The sequence below is a fragment of the Micromonospora sp. NPDC048905 genome, from assembly GCF_040649655.1.
Lineage (GTDB): Bacteria > Actinomycetota > Actinomycetes > Mycobacteriales > Micromonosporaceae > Micromonospora.
This window is the reverse complement of sequence record NZ_JBEZFV010000006.1, coordinates 169,239-189,586: the sequence shown is the minus strand read 5'-3', so window position 1 is coordinate 189,586 and position 20,348 is coordinate 169,239. Positions and strand designations below refer to the sequence as shown.

Sequence of the window (20,348 nt, the reverse complement as noted above, 5' to 3'; positions counted from 1 at the left end):
GCCACTCTCCCCGCCCGCGCACGGGCACCTACGGTGCTTCCGGCCCACTACGGGTCGCCGTCAGCGCGTAGAGCAGTCCCGACTCCTGCGGCAGCAGCCGAATGCCGCTCTCCTCGCAGACCCGTTCCAGCCGCTCCAGGACCGCCGGGTCCGCGGTGCTCGCAGCCAGTCCCACAAGCGCCTCCACCACGTCTCGGCGCTCCTGACCTTTGGCGTCGACGGCCGCGGCGAACCACTCTGCGGCCAACTCCCGGTCACCCCGGTGCAGCGCCAGATTCCCTTCGATCAACGCACCGAGACCCACCTCCGGCCCGCCCGCGGACAGCGCCGACTCCCCCGAGCGTTGCCTCGGCGCCACGGCCCGGCGAGCCGGCGCTCGCGGTGATTCGGCTGCCACCGCCTCAGCGGTCCCCGCGCGCAGCTCGGTGAGCACCTCTGTCGCTTCCACGGCACGCCCGTCCTGAGCGAGCGCCAACCCGATCTTCCCGAGCACCCGGCGACGGCGTCTCGGATCACCCAGCTCGGACAACGCCGCGAGCGCCCGCCGGCCCTGGTCGACGGCGTCCGCGTACCAGCCCTCCAGGCGGGCGACCTCGGCTCGATTGGCCCAGGCCAGCACCCGGAGGCGCTGCTCGCCACTCTCGGCGGCGAGGCGGTCCACCGCCGCCAGCCTGCGACGGGCGGCGGCCAGGTCACCGGTCCGGATCTCGTGCCAGGCAAGACTGTTCTGGGCCACCGCCAGATCCCGGGTACGTCCGTTACGGGCGGCCAACCGCAGCGCCGTCTCGGCCTGCTCGCGAGCCTCGTCCTGCCCGCCGACGGAGCTCAGCAGGATGCCGAGGATGTTTCGCGCCTCCAGCTCCCCGGTGACGTCGCCGGCCTGTCGGAAGATGCCCAACGCCGTACGCGCCGTCGACAGTTCCTCGGCGCCCGCACCGTGCTCGGCCGCGAGCTGGGCAACCCCGAGCGCTGCCCAGCCACGCAGGATCGGATCGGCGTCGGCGGTCCGGGGGTCCGCCAGCAACCGCCGCAGCCACTGTCGCCCGGCGACGTCTCGCCCACGGAACCGCCACCAGCGGGTCAGGCACGCCGCCAGCCGCAGCGCGGTGAGCGGGTCGTCCGTGGTCGCGTGGGCCAGCGACGAGCTGATGTCACTGCTCATCTCGTCCAGCCGGTGCACCGCGTCGGGCAGCCGGGGGCCGACCAGGTCGCTCGCGATCCGCGCCACCAGGCGCGCGATCACCTCGGCGTGCCGACGTCGGATGCAGGTCAGCTCACCCGCGGCGGCCGCCTGCTCGATGGCGTAGTCGCGGACCGCGTCGAGCAGGCGGAACCGGAACGGCCCGGTGCCGCGCACGCCCAGCAACCCCAGCTCGACGAGCCGGTCCAACAGCGGAACCGGGTCGATCGCCACCGCGCCGTCCCGGTCGGCCCGGTCGCCGAGCATCTCCTCGGCCAACTCCACCGACCAGCGGTCGCCGAACACGGCGAGCTGCCGCAGCGCCGCCCGCTCGTCGGGGGCCAGCAATCGGTAGCTGGTCGCCACCGCGTCGCGCAGGGTGACCGACACCGCCGCCGCCGCGCCGGGGTGGACCACCGGATCGGCGGGAGTGGCGAGGTCGAGCACGTGGTCGCCGTACCGGTCCAGCAGCTCGGTGAGGTCGAGCAGTCGACCTCGGGCGGCCATCAGCTCGATGGCCAGCGGCAGCCCTCCCAGCCGGCGGACCAGCGCGACAAGGGCGGGCAGCTCATCGGGACTGGGCGGCTCCCGACGCACCTGAGCCAGTCGGGTGGTGAACAACGCGACCGCCGGCCACGATTCGAGCGGGGCCGCTCCAGCGCGTCCGTCGCCCGGCGGCGGCACATCGAGTGGTGCGACCGGCCAGACCCTCTCGCCGGGCAGTCCGACCGGATGCCGCCCGGTGACCAGCACCCGAAGTGACGGCACCGCACCGATCAGCCGGTGCAGCGTCGCGGCCACCGGGTCCGGCGCATGCTCCACCGCGTCCAGCACCAGCAGCGCCGGCTGTCCGGCGAGCCGGGTCAGGAGGTCCGGCAGCCGTGCCGCGCCCAGTACGGCCATCGCGGCGGCGAACACGTCCGGCCCGTCCGAGCCCTCAGCGACAAGCACTCCGGCCACACCGCCCGGGTGGTCGACAGCCACCAGATGTGCCACCGCCGTTGCCAGCGCGGTCTTGCCGACCCCGGCCAACCCGACCAGGCTCACCAGCCGAGGCCCGCGCTCCGCGGTCAGCATCTCGGCCAGCTCGGCGAGGTCGCGATCTCGGCCGACAAGCGCGATCGGCGGCGGGAGGGTGGCCGGCGGGTTGGTGGAGAGCGACTGGGAGGTCGTCCGGTCGCCGGTCCCGAGCGCCGTCGGGGTGGCGTCCGGCCCGGGTGACTCGGTGCCGGAGTGCCCGCGGGCGGCGGCCAGGAACGCCGCCCGGCTGGTGCCGGTCAGCGCCAACGCCGTGGCGAGCAACTCGACGGTGGTGCGTTGCGGCCGGACCGACCGGCCACGCTCCAGGTCACGCACCGTCCGCACGCCCACCCCGGCCCGGGACGCCAGCTCGGCCTGGGTCAGGCCGGCGGCGCGTCGATGCCCGCGGAGCAGCTCCGGCAGGGGGGTACGACCAGCCGGGCTCCGTGACCCTTCATGATCCGGAGTCATGGCCACGAAGAGTACGGATGAACTACGACCGTCGGCAGCCGAACGTCGGGCTGCCGACGCCCGTTCGCCGATAATCCGACAGCCCTACGGGCAGCCTTGCCGGGCCGATCGGTAGGCCTACGCGGCGGACCTTCAGAGACCCAGGTCCCGAGCGATGATCATGCGTTGCACCTCGCTGGTGCCCTCGCCGATTTCCAGGATCTTGGAGTCCCGCCAGAAACGGGCCACCGGGTACTCGTTCATGAAGCCGTACCCGCCGTGGATCTGGGTGGCCTCCCGGGCGTTGTCCACGGCGATCGTGCTGGCGTGCAGCTTGGCGATGGCGGCCTGCCGCTTGAACGGTTCACCGGCGAGCATCCGCGCGGCGGCGTCGTAGTACGCCAGGCGAGCGGTGTGCGCCTTCAGCTCCATGTCGGCAATCTTGAACTGGATGGCCTGGTTGGCGCCGATCGGCTGGCCGAAGGCGTGCCGCTCCTTCGCGTACTTGATCGACTCGTCGACGCAGCCCTGCGCGAGGCCGACGGCCAGCGCGGCGATGGCGATCCGGCCCTCGTCGAGGATTCGCAGGAACTGGGCGAAACCCCGGCCCCGCTCGCCGAGCAGGTTGGCCGCCGGCACCCGGCAGTCGTCGAACGTCAGCTCGTGGGTGTCCGAGGCCGTCCATCCCACCTTCGAGTAGCCCGGCGCCACGGTGAACCCGGGCGTGCCGGTCGGCACGATGATCGTCGACAGCTCCTTGGAGCCGTCCGGGTTCGTGCCGGTCACCGCGGTGACGGTCACCATGGCCGTGATGTCGGTACCCGAGTTGGTGATGAACGCCTTCGAGCCGTTGATCACCCACTCGTCGCCGTCCAGCACGGCCCGCGTCTGGGTTCCGGCGGCGTCCGAGCCGGTGCCCGGCTCGGTGAGCCCGAACCCGGCCAGCGCCTCGCCGCTGAGCAGCCGGGGCAGCCAGGTCGCCTTCTGCTCCGGGGTGCCGAAGCGGTAGATCGGCATCGCGCCCAGCGAGACCGCCGCCTCCAGCGTGATGGCCACGCTCGAGTCGACCCGGGCCAACTCCTCCAGGGCCAGGCAGAGCGCGAAGTAGTCGCCGCCCATGCCGCCGTGCTCCTCACCGAAGGGCAGGCCGAACAGGCCCATCTTGCCCATCTGCCGGATCACCTCGTACGGGAACGTGTGCTGCTCGTAGTGCTCGGCGATGACCGGGGCGACCACCTGGCGCGCGAAGTCCCGCACGCTCTCGCGCAGCGCCGCTTGTTCGTCGGTGAGCCGGAAGTCCATCTCATCCTCCTGTAAGGACGGTCCGTCCCGGCGCTCGTGACGCCGAAAGCGGGTCGCGGTGCGGGTCTGGGTGGGTGATCAGACCGGGGTGACGCCGTGCCGACGGCGGGAGAAGTGCCGATCCTTCGTACGCGCCGCCGCGAAGCGACGGACCAACTCGGTACGCAGGTCGTGCGGTTCGACGATGGCGTCCACCACCAGCTCGCTGGCGAGCCGGACGACGTCGATGTCCTGCTCGTACTCGGCGCGCTTGGCCGCGACGAAGGCGGCCCGCTCGGCCTCGTCCTCGATCGCCGCGATCTTGTTGGCGTAGACCGCGTTCACGGCGGCCTCGGCGCCCATGACCGCGATCTTCGCGCTGGGGAGCGCGATGGTGGCGTCCGGCTCGAACCCGGGGCCCGCCATCGCGTAGAGGCCGGCACCGTACGCCTTGCGCACCACCACGCAGATCTTCGGCACCGTCGCCTCGGAGATCGCAGTGATCATCTTGGCGCCGTGCCGGATGATGCCCTGCTTCTCGACCACGCTGCCGACCATGAACCCGGGTACGTCGCTGAGGAACAGCAGAGGCACGTTGAACGCGTCGCAGAGCTGCACGAACCGGGTGGCCTTGTCGGCCGAGTCGACGAAGAGCACGCCGCCCTTGAACATCGAGTTGTTGCCGATGACCCCGACGACCTGACCGTCGAGCCGGCCGAACCCGATGGTCAACTCCTTGGCCCAGAGCGCCTGGATCTCGAAGAAGGAGCCCTCGTCGAGCAGGCCCTTGACGTACCGACGCATGTCGAACGCCTGCCGCTCGCTGGCCGGCACCAGCGCGGCCAGGTCGGCCTTGGCGGGGGCGGCGACGGCCGGCGCGGCCGGCGGCGCCTGCGTCCAGTTCGCCGGGAGGTACGACAGGTAGGTCTTCACGACGTCGAGCGCGTCCGCCTCGGTCTTGCAGAGGAAGTGCCCGACGCCGGACTCGGTGGTGTGCACCTTGGCCCCACCCATCGCCTCCAGGGTGGTCTTCTCCCCGGTGACCATCTCGACCATCCGGTCGGAGCCGAGGTACATGCTGGCGTTGCCGTCGACCAGGGCGACCACGTCACAGAACGCCGGAATGTACGCCCCTCCGGCGGCGCTCGGGCCGAACAGCGCGCAGACCTGCGGGATCGAGCCGGAGGCGCGGACCTGGTTCCAGAAGATCTTGCCGGCGCCACGCCGGCCGGGGAAGAGATCGACCTGGTCGGTGATCCGGGCACCGGCCGAGTCGACCAGGTAGACCATCGGCACGCCGGCGCCGTACGCCCGCTCGATGATCCGGATGATCTTCTCGACGGTGCGGGCGCCCCAGCTGCCGGCCTTGACGGTGGAGTCGTTGGCCATCAGGCAGACCTGTCGGCCGTCGATGGTGGCCGTGCCGGTGACCACGCCGTCGGCGGGCAGCCCCTCGGCGAGCGCGTTGGCGTAGAGGCCGTCCTCGACGAACGAGCCCTCGTCGACCAGGAGCGCGACCCGCTCCCGGGCGAAGAGTTTGCCCTTGGCCGCGTTGGCCGCGTGGTACTTGTCCGCACCACCGGACCGGGCCCGCTTGCGCAGCTGCTCCAGTGCCTCACCGTCGAGCGTCACGCCGACCCCCTACTGCCGCCACCCCCGGCCGGCGGCCCGTCCGGGCACACCTACCGACCTAAACGATCGTTAGGCTAACGTACCCGGACGGGTCGCGGCGACCCAACCGCCGGTTACGACAGGCCGGAGGTGGAGCGCCAACCAGGGGGCCGAGCGGCCAGGGATCGGGTCAGACGCGCGGCTTCTGACCGATCCACTTCTCGTAGAGCGCGTCGTACGTGCCGTCCTGCTTCGCCTTGGCCAGCTCCTCGTTGATCGTCTTGAGCAGTTCCGGGTTGCCGTCCTTCTTCACCGAGATCCCGTACTGCTCGCCGGTGTCGAACTCGGCCGCCACCTCGAAGCCGCCCGGGTTCTCCTTGATGTACTCGGCCCAGACCGGCAGGTCGTTGATGGCGGCCTCGATCTGCCCGGTGGCCAGAGCCTGCTGCTCGGCGGCGAGGTCCTCGAACTCCACGAGTTGGAGGCTCTTCTCCTTCTCGAACTTGCGGGCGTAGTCACGGCCCGTGGTCGCCGCCTGCACGCCAACCTTCCGACCCTTCAGGTCATCCAGCGACTTGTACGACTTGCCGGTCTTGACCAGCATCGCCTGCGTCGCATCGAAGTAGGGGGCGGAGAAGTCCATCACCTTCTGCCGCTCCTCGGTGATCGTCATGCCCGCGGCGGCGGCGTCACACTTGCCCGTGTTGAGATCCTGACCGGACTTGATCCCCTCGAACGGCGTGTCGACGATCGCCTGCTCGACGCCCAACTTCTTGGCGACGAGATCCATCACGTCGACGTCGAACCCCACCACCTTGCCGCTGGCGTCCTTGGACTGGAACGGCGGGTACGGCAGATGGGTGCAGATGGTCAGGGTGCCCGCCTTGATGAGCTTGACCCCGCTGGTCTGGACCTCACCCTGATCCTTTTTGGCACATCCGGCACTGAGGACAAGTGCACCGACAGTAACAACAAGACCGATGGTTCGGACCGGCTTATAGATATTCACAGTTATGCCCCTTTGTTTCCCCGAAGTAACGGCAGGACAGGGTGATGGCAGAGGGACCGTACCTGATTACCCGGATTGCCGACCAGATCCAAAGGCACTGACCAGTGGGTCCGCTCAGACGAGGCGGTGACACCCCGAAGTCGTCGATCCCGAGTCGTGAGAATCGTTGACGGCACTGGGATTTCCCTGCTAGCTGCCGGACGTCAGCGGGGTCGGCCCCCACCCCGGCTCGTGGACCCGCCGTCGCGGCCGACCAGAGATCATTCGACGCTGACCGATTTCGACGCTTCGCCCTGTTCGTCGGTGGCAAATTACCGCTGTCGATGCATGGACAATTTCAAAAGTTCGCAGTTACGATGCGATGCAGTCAACGGGGACTATCCACCCTGTCCACGGTGCCGCCGCAACGGCATATTGTGAACTGCTCGGGAGAGGTGCCTCCGTGGTGTCCTCAGAAACACCTTGACCGTCACCAGAACAGAGCGCCTGCGCCCCAGTCCTGCCCAGGTCGGCGCTCTCCTCAACGGGCCGGTCCGGCCACGTCCGATCCACCAGACAGTCGCCGACCTCATCGACGAGACGATCCGCCGGCATCCCGACGCCACCGCGATCGTCCATCCCACCGGCACGCTCACCTATCGGGACGTGGATCGGCTGGCCGACGCGGTCACCACCGATCTGCTCGCCGTCGGCGCCCGGCGGGGTGACTTCGTCGCGCTCCTGCTCGACGACCGGGTCGGGCTCCTCGTCGCCATGCTCGGCACCATGCGGTCGGGTGCCGCGTTCGTGCCGTTCGACCGCGCCTGGCCGGCGCTGCGCCAGGTCCGGATGCTCGACGGCCTCAGCCCGGTCGCCACCGTCGGGTCGCCGCCGGACGGCGCACCCGCCCTGCCGGTGATCGACGTGCGGACGGAGCCGACCACACACCGGAGCCCCGCGCCCGCCACCGACCGTCCCCGGCCGGAAGACCCCATCTACGCCTTCTTCACAAGTGGTTCCACCGGTCTGCCCAAGTGCGCGGTCAACCTGCACCACGGGCTGGTCAACCGCTTCCTGTCCATGACCGAGCGGTTCGCCGCCGACGGCGCGGTGGTGCTCCAGAACTCCGCGCACACCTTCGACTCGTCGATCTGGCAGCTGCTCTGGCCGCTGACCCGCGGCGGCACCGTGGTCATCCCGGACCGCACCGGCATCCTCGACTTCGACGCGACGCTGGCCCAGATCCACCGGCACGGCGTCACCATGACGGACTTCGTCCCCAGCATCTTCGACCTGCTCGTCGAACGCCTCGAGCACCGGCCACAGGACCGGCACCTGCTGGCGTCCATGCGCCAGGTCTTCATCGGTGGCGAAGCCGCGAAACCGCACACGGTCCAGGCCTTCCGACGGATGTTCGCCGACATCCGGGTGACCAACACCTACGGTCCGACCGAGGCGTCGATCGGCTCGGTCTTCCACGCCGTGCACGACGACGACCGCCAGGTCATCCCCCTCGGCCTACCCCTGCCCAACACCTCGGTGCTGCTCCTCGACGAGGACGGTCAGCCGACACCCCGGGGCGAGATCGGCGAGATTCACCTCGCCGGCGTCTGCCTGGGCGCGGGCTACCACGGCGACGCGGAGCGCACCCGGCAGGTGTTCGTCCCGAACCCGTACGACGAGGTCGAAGGCGACCTGCTCTACCGCACCGGTGACTTCGGCTGGGTACGCGAGGACGGCCTGCTGATGTTCAGCGGCCGCCGGGACGCCCAGGTCCAGATCGCCGGGATACGTGTCGACCTGGGCGAGATCGAGCACGCGCTCACCACGCTGCCCGACGTGCACCAGGTGAAGGTGATCGTCGACGAGGCCGGCGCGGCGGCCACGATGGTCTGCTTCTACTCGGCCGAGCGGGCCGTGACCGAGGAGGCGCTGCGCGAGCACGCCCGGACCGCGCTGCCCGCCGCGTTGGTGCCCGGCAGATTCGTCCGCCTCGCCACCCTGCCGCTGCTCTCCAACGGCAAGGTCGACCAGGAGCGACTGCGCCGCCGACTGGCCGGTGCCGCACCGAGGGCCACCGACACCGACGCCGCCTACCCGGCGGACAGCGTCGAGGCGCGGATCGCCGAGATCTGGACGCGGGTGCTGGGCTTCAACGCCAACGACGACGACTTCTACTGCCTCGGCGGAACGTCACTCGGCGCCGCCCGGCTCGCGGTGGAGTTCGAACGCGCCTTCGCGATCCGGTTGGACGTACGCGACCTGATCCGTTCGACCACCATCGCGGCACAGGCCGAACTGGTCCGCCGGGGCAGCCCGCTGCCCCCGCCCGTTGTCACGCCACACGAACTGGCCGACGACCTGCGCCTCGGTGAGCTGGGCCGGGTGCGGGTCCGGCGGCCCGACGACCCGGGGGCGATCCTGCTGGTCGGCGCGACCGGCTTCATCGGTTCACACGTGCTGGCCGCCCTCACCGCGCAGGGTGGTCGACCGGTCGTCTGCCTGGTCCGCGCCACCGACGACGAGGCGGCCCGGCACCGGGTCGGGTCCGCGCTGTCGGCCGGCGGCTACGGGCCGGCGGAGCTGACCGGTTGGTCGGCCCTCGCCGGTGACCTCGACAAACCCCACCTCGGGTTGGTGGCCGCCGACTGGCGGCGGCTCTGTCGACAGGTCGGCACCATCGTCGACGCCGGCGGTCGGGTCGACACCCTCCGCGACTACGTCGACCTACGGGCCACCAACGTGCACGGCCTGCGTACCCTCATCCACCTCGCGGGCACCCACGTCCGCAAGCGGATCATCTCGCTGTCGACGACCACCGTGCGGCACGCCCCCGGCACACCGCTCACCGAGTCGTTCCTGCCGCCCTGGTCGACGTTGCCACCCGACGGTTACAGCCAGTCCAAGTGGGTCGGTGAGCAACTGCTGCGGGCGGCCAGCGAGCAGGGTGTCCCCGCCGCCGTCGTCCGGCTCGGGGAGGTCGCCGCCCACTCCCGGACCGGGCACGCCAACCCCCGGTCCTCGGTCACCATGATCCTGCGGCTCTGCCTACGGCTCGGCGTACGGCCGCCGACCCGCCTGCACGTGGACTGGACCCCGGTCGACCTGGTCGCCCAGGTGGTCGCCGCGCTGACCGACCCGCACCACCCGGTGCTGCCGGGCACCGTGCTGAACGTGGTGGCGCCGACGTCGGTGCCGGTGACCGAGCTGCTGTCCCTGCTCCGCGCCGAGGCGGGCGCGCTGCCGGAGGTCCCGTACGACCGGTTCCTCGACCGGGCCGCCGACCTGGTCGGCGATGACGAGACAGCCCGCTGTCTCGCTGTTCTTCGGCCCCGCAGCGCCGCGGCGACCGACGCACTGACCGGGGTGTGCCACGACGCCCTGGTCGGCACCGACACGGTCCGCGCCGCCCGGCTGGCTCGGGATCTCGGCCTCAACTGGGGCACGAGTCGGGACGTGGGGGTCGACACGATGGTCGACCGTCTCGCGAGGACCTTCCTGTCAGTGAACCGTCCGCACCTGTCCACCGCGACAGTCCAGTGAACCGCGACCTAACGGCCCAGGAGACGCCATGAAGGTGAACCTCTACTACGCCCCGTTCCCCTCACAGATCTTCCAGGGGGAGAGCGAGCCGATCAACACCGAGCGGCCACTCAACCCGAAGAGCGCGCTGACCACCATCGCCGCCGGGCTGCGGGCGTACGCACCGCACTTTGGCTACTCCTGCGACATCGAGATCATCGATCTCCAACTCGGTGGGCAGCGGGTCAAGTACAAGTCGCTGCCGTACGGCCCTCGGATCATGGACTGTTACCGGTACGGCACCCCGTTCGAGGAGGCCGACGAGAAGATCCGCTCGGCCGAGGTGCACGGGATCACCTGCAACTTCACCAACAGCGCGCACATCGTCAGCGACCTCGCGCAGCACATCAAGCGGGTCAACCCGAAGGCCATCGTCGTCGTGGGCGGTGTCGACTGCACCGCCCGTCCGCAGTACTACCTGTCCCGGGGCGCGGACGTGGTGGTGCGTGGTGAGGGCGAGCTGACCTTCGCCCGGATCATCGACGCGCTCAACCGCAAGCAGGACCTGGGCACCGTGCCGAACATCTCGCTGCAGGGCCGGCTGATCCCCACGAAGGTCGACACCGGCGAGACCATACCGATGGATTCGATCGAGCCGATGGCCCTCGACCTGATCCCCGATCTGTCGGTCTACACGGACACGGCGGAAGGTCCGCCGCCGGAGGGCGTGCAGGGCAGCTTCATCTGCTGGGAGACGTCCCGCGGCTGCGCGTGGCGGTGCTCGTTCTGCACGGCCCCGTCCCGCGGCGGATACCGCTACATGAGCCTGCCGACGATGGAGAAGCACCTCAAGACGTTCCAGGAGTACGGCATCAAGACGATCGTGTGGCAGGAGGACAACCCGCTGTCCCGGATCCAACAGAACGGCACCGGTCGCTACCTGTACGACTCCGGGCGCGAAGACGTGCTCGCGATGTTCCACATGTTCCGGGACTACGGCTTCGCCTGGGAGTTCGCCAACGGCATCGAGTTCGGCAAGTTCATGCAGAACGGCAGATTCGACCACGAACTCGCCGACGCGCTGCTCGGCAGCAAGATGGTCGACGGCCAGTGGGTCGGTTGCTACCGGGTGCAGATCCCGCTGGACAACATGAACGTCAAGAAGCGCCGGTTCCCCAAGCTGCTCGGCTTCGACGAGCAGGTGGACGTCCTGGCCACGATGCTCACCGACCACGGCGTCGGCCACCAGACGTACGACCTGTTCATCGGCTATCCCGAGCACGACCGCGAGGGCATCGACATGTTCACCGACTACTGCCTCCGGTTGAAGGAGGAGCTCACGGCCGTCGGGCAGGGAAAGTACAAGCCGTACTTCAACGTGTTCAACCTGTCGTTGCTGCCGGGAGCCCGGGACTGGACCACCCTGCACTCCCTGCTCCAGTTCGACATCGACGAGAACCCGGAGGTCATCGGGATCTTCCTGTCGGCGATCAACACCGACCACTTCACGTACTGGGACATCTACCAGAAGCGTCTCGAGATGACGACCATGCTCAACGATCGCGAGATGCACCGTCTCTACGACGGCATCTACGCGGGCTGACCAGGAGGTTAGGGCCATGCGTGTCACCCTGTTGTACGCCCCGTACCCCGGGCAGTCGTTCCGCGACGAGGACACCACCATCAGCCCGGTGCGGGTCCGCAACCCCAAGAGCGCGCTCGTCACGTTGGCGGCCGGTGCTCGCGCCTACCTGCGCGAGTGGGGGGTCGACGCGGAGTTCAAGATCGTCGACACCCAGGTGGACGACGGCGAGCCGCTGCACTACGCCTCGTTCCAGTACGGGCCGCGCACCATCGACTGCCATCGCTACGGCGGCCCGTTTGAGGCGTACGCGGACGAGGCGCGTGCCGCCGACATCATCGGGATCTCCAACAACTTCACCAACTCGGCCCGGGTGGTGACCGAGTTCGCCACCTTCCTCAAGCAGGTGAACCCGAACGCGCTGATCGTCGGCGGGGGGATGGACGTCACCGCCCGACCGGACTGGTATCTGGCCAACGGCTTCGACGTGGTGATCCAGCTCGAGGGTGAGCTCACCTTCGCCAAACTGATCCAGGCCCGGGCGACCGGCCAACCCATCGAGGGGATGGTGATGACGCGGCGGGTCGGCGACGGGCTCGTCATCATGGGTGGCGCCCAGCTCAACCTGGCCGAACTGCCGCCAATGGCACTCGACCTGATCGACGACCTGTCGGTGTACGACGACACCGGCGAGGGCCAGCCGCCGATGACCGTACGGGCGCCGTTCACCTGTTTCGAGACCTCGCGCGGCTGCTACCGGACCTGCTCGTTCTGCGCGACCCCCATGCGTGGGCACTACCGCTACATGAAGCCGGACGTGGTGCGGCGGCACTTCGAGTACCTGAAGTCGATGGGGATCTCGAACATCCTGTTCCAGGAGGACAACACGCTGTCCCGGATCCAGCGCTCGGGGCGGGGGACGCTGCTGCACGACAGCGGGCGGGAGGACACTCTGGAGATCTTCCGGATCGCCCGCGAGATGGAGTTCTCCTGGGAGTTCGCCAACGGACTGGAGTTCGGCAAGTTCCTCGACCTGGGTGAGGTCGACCGGGAGCTGATGGAGACCCTGTTCTGGAACGACACCAGCGGGGACCGCTGGGTCGGCTGCTACCGGGTGCAGATCCCGCTCGAGTACCTCGGTGACGAGCCCACCAAGAAGTTCAACAAGCTGCGGCCCTTCCAGGAGCAGCTCCAGATCGTCACGTCGATGCTGGACCTCGGCGTCCGCTATCTGACCTTCAACATGCTGATCGGGCATGACGACGACGACCAGGCGATGATCGACATGTACCTCGACCGGTGCCTGCAGTTGAAGGCCCGGCTCAACGAGGCGAGCACCGAGGCCACCAACTACTTCAATGTCTTCAACCGGACTCTGCTCCCGGGCACCGCGGACTTCCGGAAGAAGGCGGACCGACTATCGTTCGACATCGAGGAGACGCCGGAAGTGATCAGCGTCTACCTTTCGCCGATGCCGTCGAACCACCTCTCCTACTACGAGCTGTTCGAGCAACGCCTGCGACTCACCGAGGCGTTGAACGGCTCGCTGATCGACCAGTACGACGGCATCTACCGGCCGCGCACGCAGAAGGAGTCCGTCCCCGTTGTCTGAACTGGTGACTGATGTCGCTGGGTGAGGCCGTCGGGCGTTACGCCGCACTGTGGCGTACGCCCGGCGTTCCCCGGGTGATGTTGCCCGCGATGCTCGCCCGGCTACCGGTGGCCATCGAACCCCTCGCGATATTCCTGCACATCAGCGCCAAAACCGGTTCCTACACGTCCGGCGCGACGGCCCTCGGCGTCTTCTCGGCGGCGTTGGCCGTCGCCTGGCCGCTGCACGGCCGACTGATCGACCGACGCGGGCTGCGGGTCGTACTGCTGACACTGGCGGCGCTGCACGCGGTGGCGCTGGCCCTCTTCCTCGTCGCGAGCAGCGGCCCGACCTGGTTGCTGGTGGCCTCGGTCGCGCCCGTTGCGCTCACCATGGCACCGGTGGGCTCGACCGTCCGCGCGGCCTGGGCGCTGATCCTGCCGCCCGGAGCGGCACTGAACACCGCCAATGCCCTGGAGGCGGTGCTGATCGAGGTCTTCTTCGTGATCGGCCCCGCCCTGACCGGCCTGTTGACCGGCGTGTTCAGCGCACTCACCACGACGCTGCTGGCCGGCGGAATGCTCGTCGTCGGCTCCCTCCTGTACGGCACCGCACCGGCCGTCTCGACGATGCGCCGGGAGGCCGAAAACAGCGAGCCCGGCGCACCCGACGCTGGGCGCAGCACCGCCCGGGGCGGGCGGAGGCCGTGGCGCATTCCCGGCGTGGTGGCGATCCTGGTGGCCGCCGGCGGGGCGGCCGCGGCGTTCGCCGTACTCGAGGTCACCGTGCCGGCGACCGTGTCGGCGCACGGCGACGCCGCGGCGACCGGCGTGGCGCTGCTGTCCCTGCCCCCGGCGGCCAGCGTCCTCGGCGGGTTGGTCTACGGCGCGCGGCACCACACCCGGCTGCCGGTCAACCGCTACCTCGTGCTGCTGGCGGTGGCGTTCGCGTGCATGGTGCCGCTGGTCTTCGCCACGTCGGTCCCGGTGCTCGCGGTGTGCCTGTTCCTCGCGGGTCTTCCCCTGGCGGCGCTCAGCTCGGAGGAGTTCGGGCTGCTCGGCAGCCTGGTGCCCAAGACAGTGATCAACGAGTCGTTCGCCCTGGCGGCCACGATGATGGCGGTGGGCAGCGCGGCCGGGACGCTTGCGGCGGGCGCGGTCCTGGGCTGGCTCGGCCCCACCGAGGCGCGGCTGCTGTCCCCGATGGCTGCCCTGATCGCGTTGGCGGCCGTCTTGTCGATGCGGGCTACGCTGAGCAGCGTCGATTCAATGGTCACTGCCGACAGCGGAGCGTGACGGGACAGCGAGGTCGAAGAACGCCCGGGGGGTGGGGATCGCAAAGGCGGGGGGACACGTGTCCGGAAACGGCGCGGAAGATTACTACGGCCTGCGCAGATGCATCGTGACGGCGCAGGAGGCACTGGACCGACGGTGGGCGGACGACGCGGACGTGGTCGTCGTGCCCGACCCACCCCGGGAGCACTGGGCGAGCCTTCAGGCCGCCGGCTTCCGGATCAAGCCAGGGTGGGTGACCTGGGGGCGACCCACCCCGGCCCGCGCGGAGGACTTCCTCGCCGGGCTCTCCAAGGCGGAGCGCCGCAACTTCCGGGACGTGCGCCGGTACGTCGACACGCAGGGGCTCACCATCGAGGTGCACGCCCGGCTCACCCCGGAATTGTTCGCCGAGTTCCTCGCCGTCTACGACGCGCAGATCGCCGCAATGCCGCACGGTCTGCCGGCGGCGCACGGGGTCGACCCCACCGAGGCCGGGCTCGCCGACTTCTTCCTCGTCGCGGCGCGCGCCGGTAACGAGTTGATCGCCGGTGTCGTCTGCCGCGTCGCCGCGTCCGACCTGGCCATGCGGATCGCCTTCTCCGCCGCGCGGCCGCAGGTCCGCCAGGCGATGATCAGTCGGGCGCTCTACCTGGCCGCGTTCGAGGAGGCCCGCCGGCGTGACTTCGCCTGGATCTCGCTCGGCACCGACCCCACCCTGTACGGCCACATCGCCCAGGCCGGACTGTTCACCTTCAAGAGCCGACTCGGGTTCGTGCCGGTGCCGCTGCACCACCTCGACCCCAACGACGACGGCTGCGACGAGGCCGAGTTGGTGCTCAACACCGAACGGCTCAGCGAGCCGGCGTTGAGCCTCTGTTACGCCCGGCCACCGGATCGGCCGGGCACCTGGGCGGATCCGCTGCCGATGCGGCTCGACGTACTCAGCCCGGCGCACGGCCTCGACCTGCGCCCGTACCGGGCCTCCTTCGTCACGGAGACCGTCGTGACTCCACCGGGCGCCAGGGCGGCCGCGGGCGAGGTGGTCGTGATCGTCGACCCGTTCTCGACCGGCGCGCTGCTGGCACCCGCCTTCAACCAGCAGGGTCGGCGCTGCGTCGCGGTCCTCACCGGCACCATCAACGAGCGGTACGCCGCCGGTCTGCGCCGCGACGACTTCCGGACCGTGTTGACCGTGCGTGGCGAATCTCCGCAGGCCCTCGGCGCGGCCGCCGAGATGCTCGCACCGATGCGTCCGGTCGAGGTGATCGCGGGCAGCGAGTGGGGCGTCAACGTGGCCGACGACCTCGCGGAGCTGCTGGGGCTGCCCGGCAACGTCCGCTCGGCCGACCGTCCCCGGCGGGAGAAGCCCGCGATGATGAACGCGGTCGCCGGCGCGGGGTTGCGGGTGCCGCTCGGCGCGAAGGTGGGCAGCGTCGAGGAGCTGGACGACTGGCTCGCGACCAGCCGGGTGTTGCCGGTGGTGGTCAAGCCGGCCGCCAGCGCCGGCTCCGAAGGGGTGTACTTCTGCACGGACGAGGCCCAGGCGCGGGCGGCGACCGCGAAGCTGCTCGGCGCTACGAACGCCATGGGCCAGCCGAACGACTCGTTGCTGGTGCAGGAGCAGCTCGTCGGCCAGCAGTACTTCGTCAACAGCGTGAGCCTCGACGGCCGCCACCACATCCACGAGATCTGGCGCGACGACCGCTTCTTCATCGACGGCCGCCCGGTGTACGACAGGCAGGTCCTGCTGGACGGGACCGGTGCGATCGAAGGTGTGCTCCGCCCGTTCGTCGAGAAGGTGCTGGACGCGCTCGGTGTGCGTACCGGCCCGGCGCACACGGAACTGCTGGTCGACGACCGGGGGCCGGTCCTGATCGAGTCCGGGGCGCGGCTGGAGGGTGGCGTCACCCCGGCCGGGCCGGAGCGGGCGACCGGGGTGAGTCAGTTGTCGCTGACCGTCGAGCGGTACACCGACCCGGACCGCTTCGCCCGGCGGATCGGCGCCGGCTACCAGCGGCAGCGCGCCCTGATGGTCGTCTGTCTGGTGGCGCCCCACGACGGCACGGTCGCCGAGGGCGCGGCGCAGCGGCTGGCCGAGATTCCCTCGGTCTTCTGCGGGTCGGCGTTGGATCTGCTGCCCGGCACCCCGGTGCACCGGACCATCGACCTGTTCACCTCGCCCGGCCACCTCTACCTGATCGCGGAGGATCCGAGCCAGCTGGAGGACGACTACCAGCGGATTCGTGCCCTCGAACAGAAGGACCTGTACGAGTACAGATAAGGGGTAGATCTTCGTTGGGTGGGCGATATCCTGAGCGCTGATCTCCCGAATGAGGATTTTATGGATGAGTTCACCTATCGCGACGGTTCCCTCTGGTGTGAAGGGGTGTCGCTGACCTCGGTGGCCGAGCAGTACGGCACACCCACATACGTCTACTCCGCGAGCACCCTGATTGATCACTACCGCCGATTCGCCAAGGCCTTCGACGCGGTCAGCCCATTGGTCTGCTTCTCCGCGAAAGCGCTGGGCAACGTCCACCTGCTCAGGCTGCTGGGCCGGGAGGGCGCCGGCATCGACGCGGTCAGCGGGGGCGAGCTGCACCGGGCGGTGGTGGCGGGGATCGACCCCGAGCGGACGGTGCTGGCCGGGGTGGGCAAGTCCGAGGCCGAGCTTCGGGAGGCGGTCCGCCGCAACATCCGCTGCATCAACGTCGAGTCCGAGGCGGAGGTCGAGCTGCTGTCACGGATCGCCCGTGAGGAGGGCGTACGTCCTCGGCTGGCGATCCGGGTCAACCCCGACGTCGCGCCTGACCAGCGCACCCCGGCCCGGACGACCACCGGCACCCGGGGCGGCAAGTTCGGTGTCGACATCGAGCGGGCCGGCGCGCTGTTCGCTCGTGCCGCCGACGACGACGCGCTGCGGATCGAGGGCTTCCACATCCACCTGGGCAGCCCGATCTTCGACCCGCAGGTCTACGCCATCGCCCTGGATCGGCTGCTCGCCCTGGTCGCCCGACTGGAGGCGGCCGGGCACCGGATCACGACGCTCAACCTGGGTGGCGGTTTTCCGGCCGAATACATCGATCGCACCGCACCGAGCTGGGACGATTTCGCCGAAGTGATCGTGCATCGGCTCACCGCGTTCACCCGGCAGGGCGGTCAGGTCATATTCGAGCCGGGCCGCACCATCGCCGCCAATGCCGGAATTCTGCTCAGCACGGTCCGCTATCTCAAGCAGGCCGGTGACCAGCAACTCGCGGTGATCGACGCCGGCATGACGCACATCGCCCGCGCGGCGATGTACGACAGCTACCACTTCATGTGGCCGGTGCAGCCATCCGCGGAGGCGATCCCCAGTTCCCGCGACGTGTCCGGCATCGAGGGTCTGACGACGTACGACGTGGTGGGCCCGATCTGCGAGTCGAGCGACTACCTGGCCCGGGGCCGGTCGTTGCCGGCGCTGAAGGCCGGCGACCACTTCGCGATCTTCACGGCTGGCGCCTACGGCATGTCGATGACCAGCAACTACAACAGCCAGTTGCGCCCCGCCGAGGTGCTGGTGCACGGCGACCAGATCTCGTTGATCCGTCGGCGGGAGACATACGACGACCTGGTGGCGCTGGAGCTGCTCGACGACGGTAGCGACCGGGACGGCTGATGAGCGACGACGTGTCGGTCACGGCCCTGCGGTCCGTCCGCGAGATCGGCGAGCAGGTGTGGAACGGCCTCGCCGAGGGTGAGGGGTTCTACCTCGGTTACCCGTGGATGGCCTGGGCCGAGACCGACCCGTCGTTCGTCACCACCTATCTGGTGGCCCGGGACGCCACGGGTGCCACCGTGGCGGCGGTGGCGACCTATCTCTGGGCCGGCGCGAGCGTGCCGTCGATGAACCTGGCGTACAGCCCGGGTCACATCGCCGAGGAGAATCTGGAGCGGCCGCTGTCGCCGGAGGAACACGCGGCGTTCCTGCCCGCGTTGCTCGTGGGTTCGCGGGCCGGCTACCACGGCGCTGTCGCGATCTCCAAGGAGTTGCCCGGCGACCGGCGGGACGCCGTGCTGACCGCCCTCTTCACCGAGGTGGAGGCGCTCGCCGTGCGGCTCGGGGCGGCCAGTGTCGCGCTGCTCTACACCCCTGCCGAGCACGTGGCCGCGTACCAGGCGGCCTGGCATCGGGCGGTCGGCCCGGCCGGCCGCGGTCCGGTGGCGGCGATGCTGTCGGCCGAGGCGGTGTTGCCCGCCCCGGGCGGCGAGGTCTCCGACCGGGCCGCCGAGGCGGCGGACCGGCGGGAGTGGCGACGCGAACGCCGACGGTACGGCGACGCCGTGGACCGGATGGAGACGGTCCGCCTCTCCGAGTGCGTGGACGTGATAGCGCCGCTGCTCGGCGCGACCCAGCGCAAGTACGGCGGCCCGGACACCGACGCCGACATGCACCGCTACTTCGCGTCCCAGGTGCCGGCGCTGGACGCGTACAGCCTGGTACTCCTGGAATTCGCGGGCGACGACGTGGTCGGGTTCAGCCTCAACTACCTGTGGCCCGACGGGGTGTACGTCCGCGCGGCCGGCTTCGACCCGCTGGCGGCGGCGTACTCGTACTTCAACCTGACCATGTACCGCCCACGGGGCCTGGCCGCGGAGCGCGGCCTGCCCCTGGTGCACCTCGGTGCCGGCACCTACGGCGCCAAGCGCGCCCGGGGTGCCGAGCCGAGGTGGACGGCAAGCCTGGTCCGGCCTCCGGTGGACATCCCCGACGAGCTGACGCGCGCCTTCGCGATCGACGGCTCGGACTACCGGCAGGCGGTGCGGACCTGGGGCGGTCCCGTCCCCACCATCCCCTCACAGCAGGAAGGTGACCATGCACTATCGCAGGTTCGGTCGGCTGGGCTGGCAGGTCAGTGAGATCTCGTACGGCATGTGGGGGGTCGGCGGCGGCCTCCACGGCTGGACCGGTGTCGAGGACGACGAGAAGTTCGCCGCCCTCCAGCGGGCCGTCGACCTGGGCTGCAACTTCTTCGACACGGCCTGGGTGTACGGGCGCGGGCACAGCGAGCAGGTGCTCGGCGACCTGGTGCGGGCCAACCCCGGCACCCGGCTGTACGTGACCACGAAGGTGCCGCCGAAGGACATGAAGTGGCCGTCGACCCGGGACTCCACCCTCGATGACGTCTTCCCCCCGGAGCACATCGAGGAGTACGTGCACAAGAGCCTGGACAATCTCGGGCTGGAGTCGATCGACCTGCTGCAACTGCACGTCTGGGAGGATTCCTGGACGGACGACCCGCGCTGGCGGGACACGCTCACCGGGCTGCGGGACGCGGGCCTGATCGGTGGGATCGGCATCTCGGTCAACCGTTGGGAGGCGTGGAACGGCGTACGGGCGATCGAGACCGGGCTGATCGATGCCGTCCAGGTCATCTACAACATCTTCGACCAGGATCCCGAGGACGAGTTGTTTCCGGCGGCCACGGCACAGGACGTCGCGGTCATCGCCCGGGTTCCGTTCGACGAGGGCACCCTGACCGGCACGTTGACCCTGGAGTCGACGTGGCCGGAGGGGGACTGGCGCAACTCGTACTTCGTGCCGGAGAACCTGGCCGAGAGCGTCGCCCGAGCGCAGGCGCTGAGCGAGGACCTGCCGCCCGGGATACCGATGCCGGAGGCGGCGCTGCGCTTCATCCTGGCGGACCCCCGGGTCTGTACCACCATCCCCGGGATGCGACGGATCGCGCACGTCGAGAGCAACATCGCGGTGAGCGACGGGAAACCGCTGGAGCCGGAGGTGCTGGCGACGCTGCGTCGGCACCGCTGGTCCCGGCAGCCGACCTGGTGGTCGCAGTAGCGGCACTGAT

12 protein-coding genes are annotated in these 20,348 nt (G+C 69.8%); 8 read left to right on the top strand and 4 right to left on the bottom strand.

Going from position 1 to position 20,348, the window contains the following annotated elements; all coding sequences use genetic code 11:
• Window positions 1-28 precede the first annotated feature (28 nt).
• From AB0C01_RS17775 to AB0C01_RS17760, 4 genes are all read right to left on the bottom strand, one after another.
• A complete protein-coding gene (locus AB0C01_RS17775) occupies window positions 29-2,671 on the bottom strand; it encodes a helix-turn-helix domain-containing protein (protein ID WP_357571630.1) in 2,643 nt (880 codons plus the stop codon).
• Window positions 2,672-2,803: 132 nt separating this feature from the next.
• The gene (locus tag AB0C01_RS17770; protein ID WP_357243143.1) at window positions 2,804-3,952 is read right to left on the bottom strand and encodes an acyl-CoA dehydrogenase family protein; all 1,149 of its coding nucleotides are present in this window, start codon (window positions 3,950-3,952) and stop codon (window positions 2,804-2,806) included.
• A gap of 78 nt (window positions 3,953-4,030) precedes the next feature.
• A complete protein-coding gene (locus AB0C01_RS17765) occupies window positions 4,031-5,563 on the bottom strand; it encodes an acyl-CoA carboxylase subunit beta (RefSeq protein WP_357571629.1) in 1,533 nt (510 codons plus the stop codon).
• Window positions 5,564-5,732: 169 nt separating this feature from the next.
• Window positions 5,733-6,551 carry a basic amino acid ABC transporter substrate-binding protein gene (locus AB0C01_RS17760; protein WP_357571628.1) on the bottom strand — a complete coding sequence of 273 codons (819 nt, stop codon included), beginning with the start codon at window positions 6,549-6,551 and terminating at the stop codon, window positions 5,733-5,735.
• A 462-nt stretch (window positions 6,552-7,013) separates the two neighbouring features.
• On the opposite strand from AB0C01_RS17760, the gene AB0C01_RS17755 reads away from it, so the two are divergent.
• The 8 genes from AB0C01_RS17755 to AB0C01_RS17720 are packed head-to-tail and all read left to right on the top strand — an operon-like array spanning window position 7,014 to window position 20,338.
• Entirely contained in the window at window positions 7,014-10,073 is a 3,060-nt protein-coding gene (locus tag AB0C01_RS17755; protein ID WP_357243134.1) for an amino acid adenylation domain-containing protein, read from the top strand.
• A 28-nt stretch (window positions 10,074-10,101) separates the two neighbouring features.
• Window positions 10,102-11,655, top strand: coding sequence for a cobalamin-dependent protein (locus tag AB0C01_RS17750; protein ID WP_357243131.1), 1,554 nt, complete (start codon window positions 10,102-10,104; stop codon window positions 11,653-11,655).
• A gap of 16 nt (window positions 11,656-11,671) precedes the next feature.
• Complete coding sequence (locus tag AB0C01_RS17745; protein ID WP_357243128.1) at window positions 11,672-13,246, top strand: cobalamin-dependent protein; 1,575 nt, start codon at window positions 11,672-11,674, stop codon at window positions 13,244-13,246.
• An 11-nt stretch (window positions 13,247-13,257) separates the two neighbouring features.
• The gene (locus AB0C01_RS17740) at window positions 13,258-14,520 is read left to right on the top strand and encodes an MFS transporter (protein ID WP_357243125.1); all 1,263 of its coding nucleotides are present in this window, start codon (window positions 13,258-13,260) and stop codon (window positions 14,518-14,520) included.
• A gap of 58 nt (window positions 14,521-14,578) precedes the next feature.
• Complete coding sequence (locus tag AB0C01_RS17735) at window positions 14,579-16,780, top strand: ATP-grasp domain-containing protein (protein ID WP_357571627.1); 2,202 nt, start codon at window positions 14,579-14,581, stop codon at window positions 16,778-16,780.
• Window positions 16,781-16,840: 60 nt separating this feature from the next.
• Entirely contained in the window at window positions 16,841-18,157 is a 1,317-nt protein-coding gene (gene lysA / locus AB0C01_RS17730; protein ID WP_357243119.1) for a diaminopimelate decarboxylase, read from the top strand.
• Window positions 18,157-19,398, top strand: coding sequence for a GNAT family N-acetyltransferase (locus AB0C01_RS17725; RefSeq protein ID WP_357571626.1), 1,242 nt, complete (start codon window positions 18,157-18,159; stop codon window positions 19,396-19,398). Before lysA ends, AB0C01_RS17725 begins: the two co-directional genes overlap by 1 nt.
• The gene (locus AB0C01_RS17720) at window positions 19,355-20,338 is read left to right on the top strand and encodes an aldo/keto reductase (protein WP_357571625.1); all 984 of its coding nucleotides are present in this window, start codon (window positions 19,355-19,357) and stop codon (window positions 20,336-20,338) included. The genes AB0C01_RS17725 and AB0C01_RS17720 overlap by 44 nt, the downstream gene beginning before the upstream one ends.
• Window positions 20,339-20,348 lie beyond the last annotated feature (10 nt).

Coding starts and splice junctions, on each gene's coding strand:
- AB0C01_RS17775 (WP_357571630.1), bottom strand. CDS start 2,671: ATGACTCCGGATCATGAAGGGTCACGGAGCCCGGCTGGTCGTACCCCC.
- AB0C01_RS17770 (WP_357243143.1), bottom strand. CDS start 3,952: ATGGACTTCCGGCTCACCGACGAACAAGCGGCGCTGCGCGAGAGCGTG.
- AB0C01_RS17750 (WP_357243131.1), top strand. CDS start 10,102: ATGAAGGTGAACCTCTACTACGCCCCGTTCCCCTCACAGATCTTCCAG.
- AB0C01_RS17745 (WP_357243128.1), top strand. CDS start 11,672: ATGCGTGTCACCCTGTTGTACGCCCCGTACCCCGGGCAGTCGTTCCGC.
- AB0C01_RS17740 (WP_357243125.1), top strand. CDS start 13,258: ATGTCGCTGGGTGAGGCCGTCGGGCGTTACGCCGCACTGTGGCGTACG.
- lysA (WP_357243119.1), top strand. CDS start 16,841: ATGGATGAGTTCACCTATCGCGACGGTTCCCTCTGGTGTGAAGGGGTG.
- AB0C01_RS17725 (WP_357571626.1), top strand. CDS start 18,157: ATGAGCGACGACGTGTCGGTCACGGCCCTGCGGTCCGTCCGCGAGATC.
- AB0C01_RS17720 (WP_357571625.1), top strand. CDS start 19,355: ATGCACTATCGCAGGTTCGGTCGGCTGGGCTGGCAGGTCAGTGAGATC.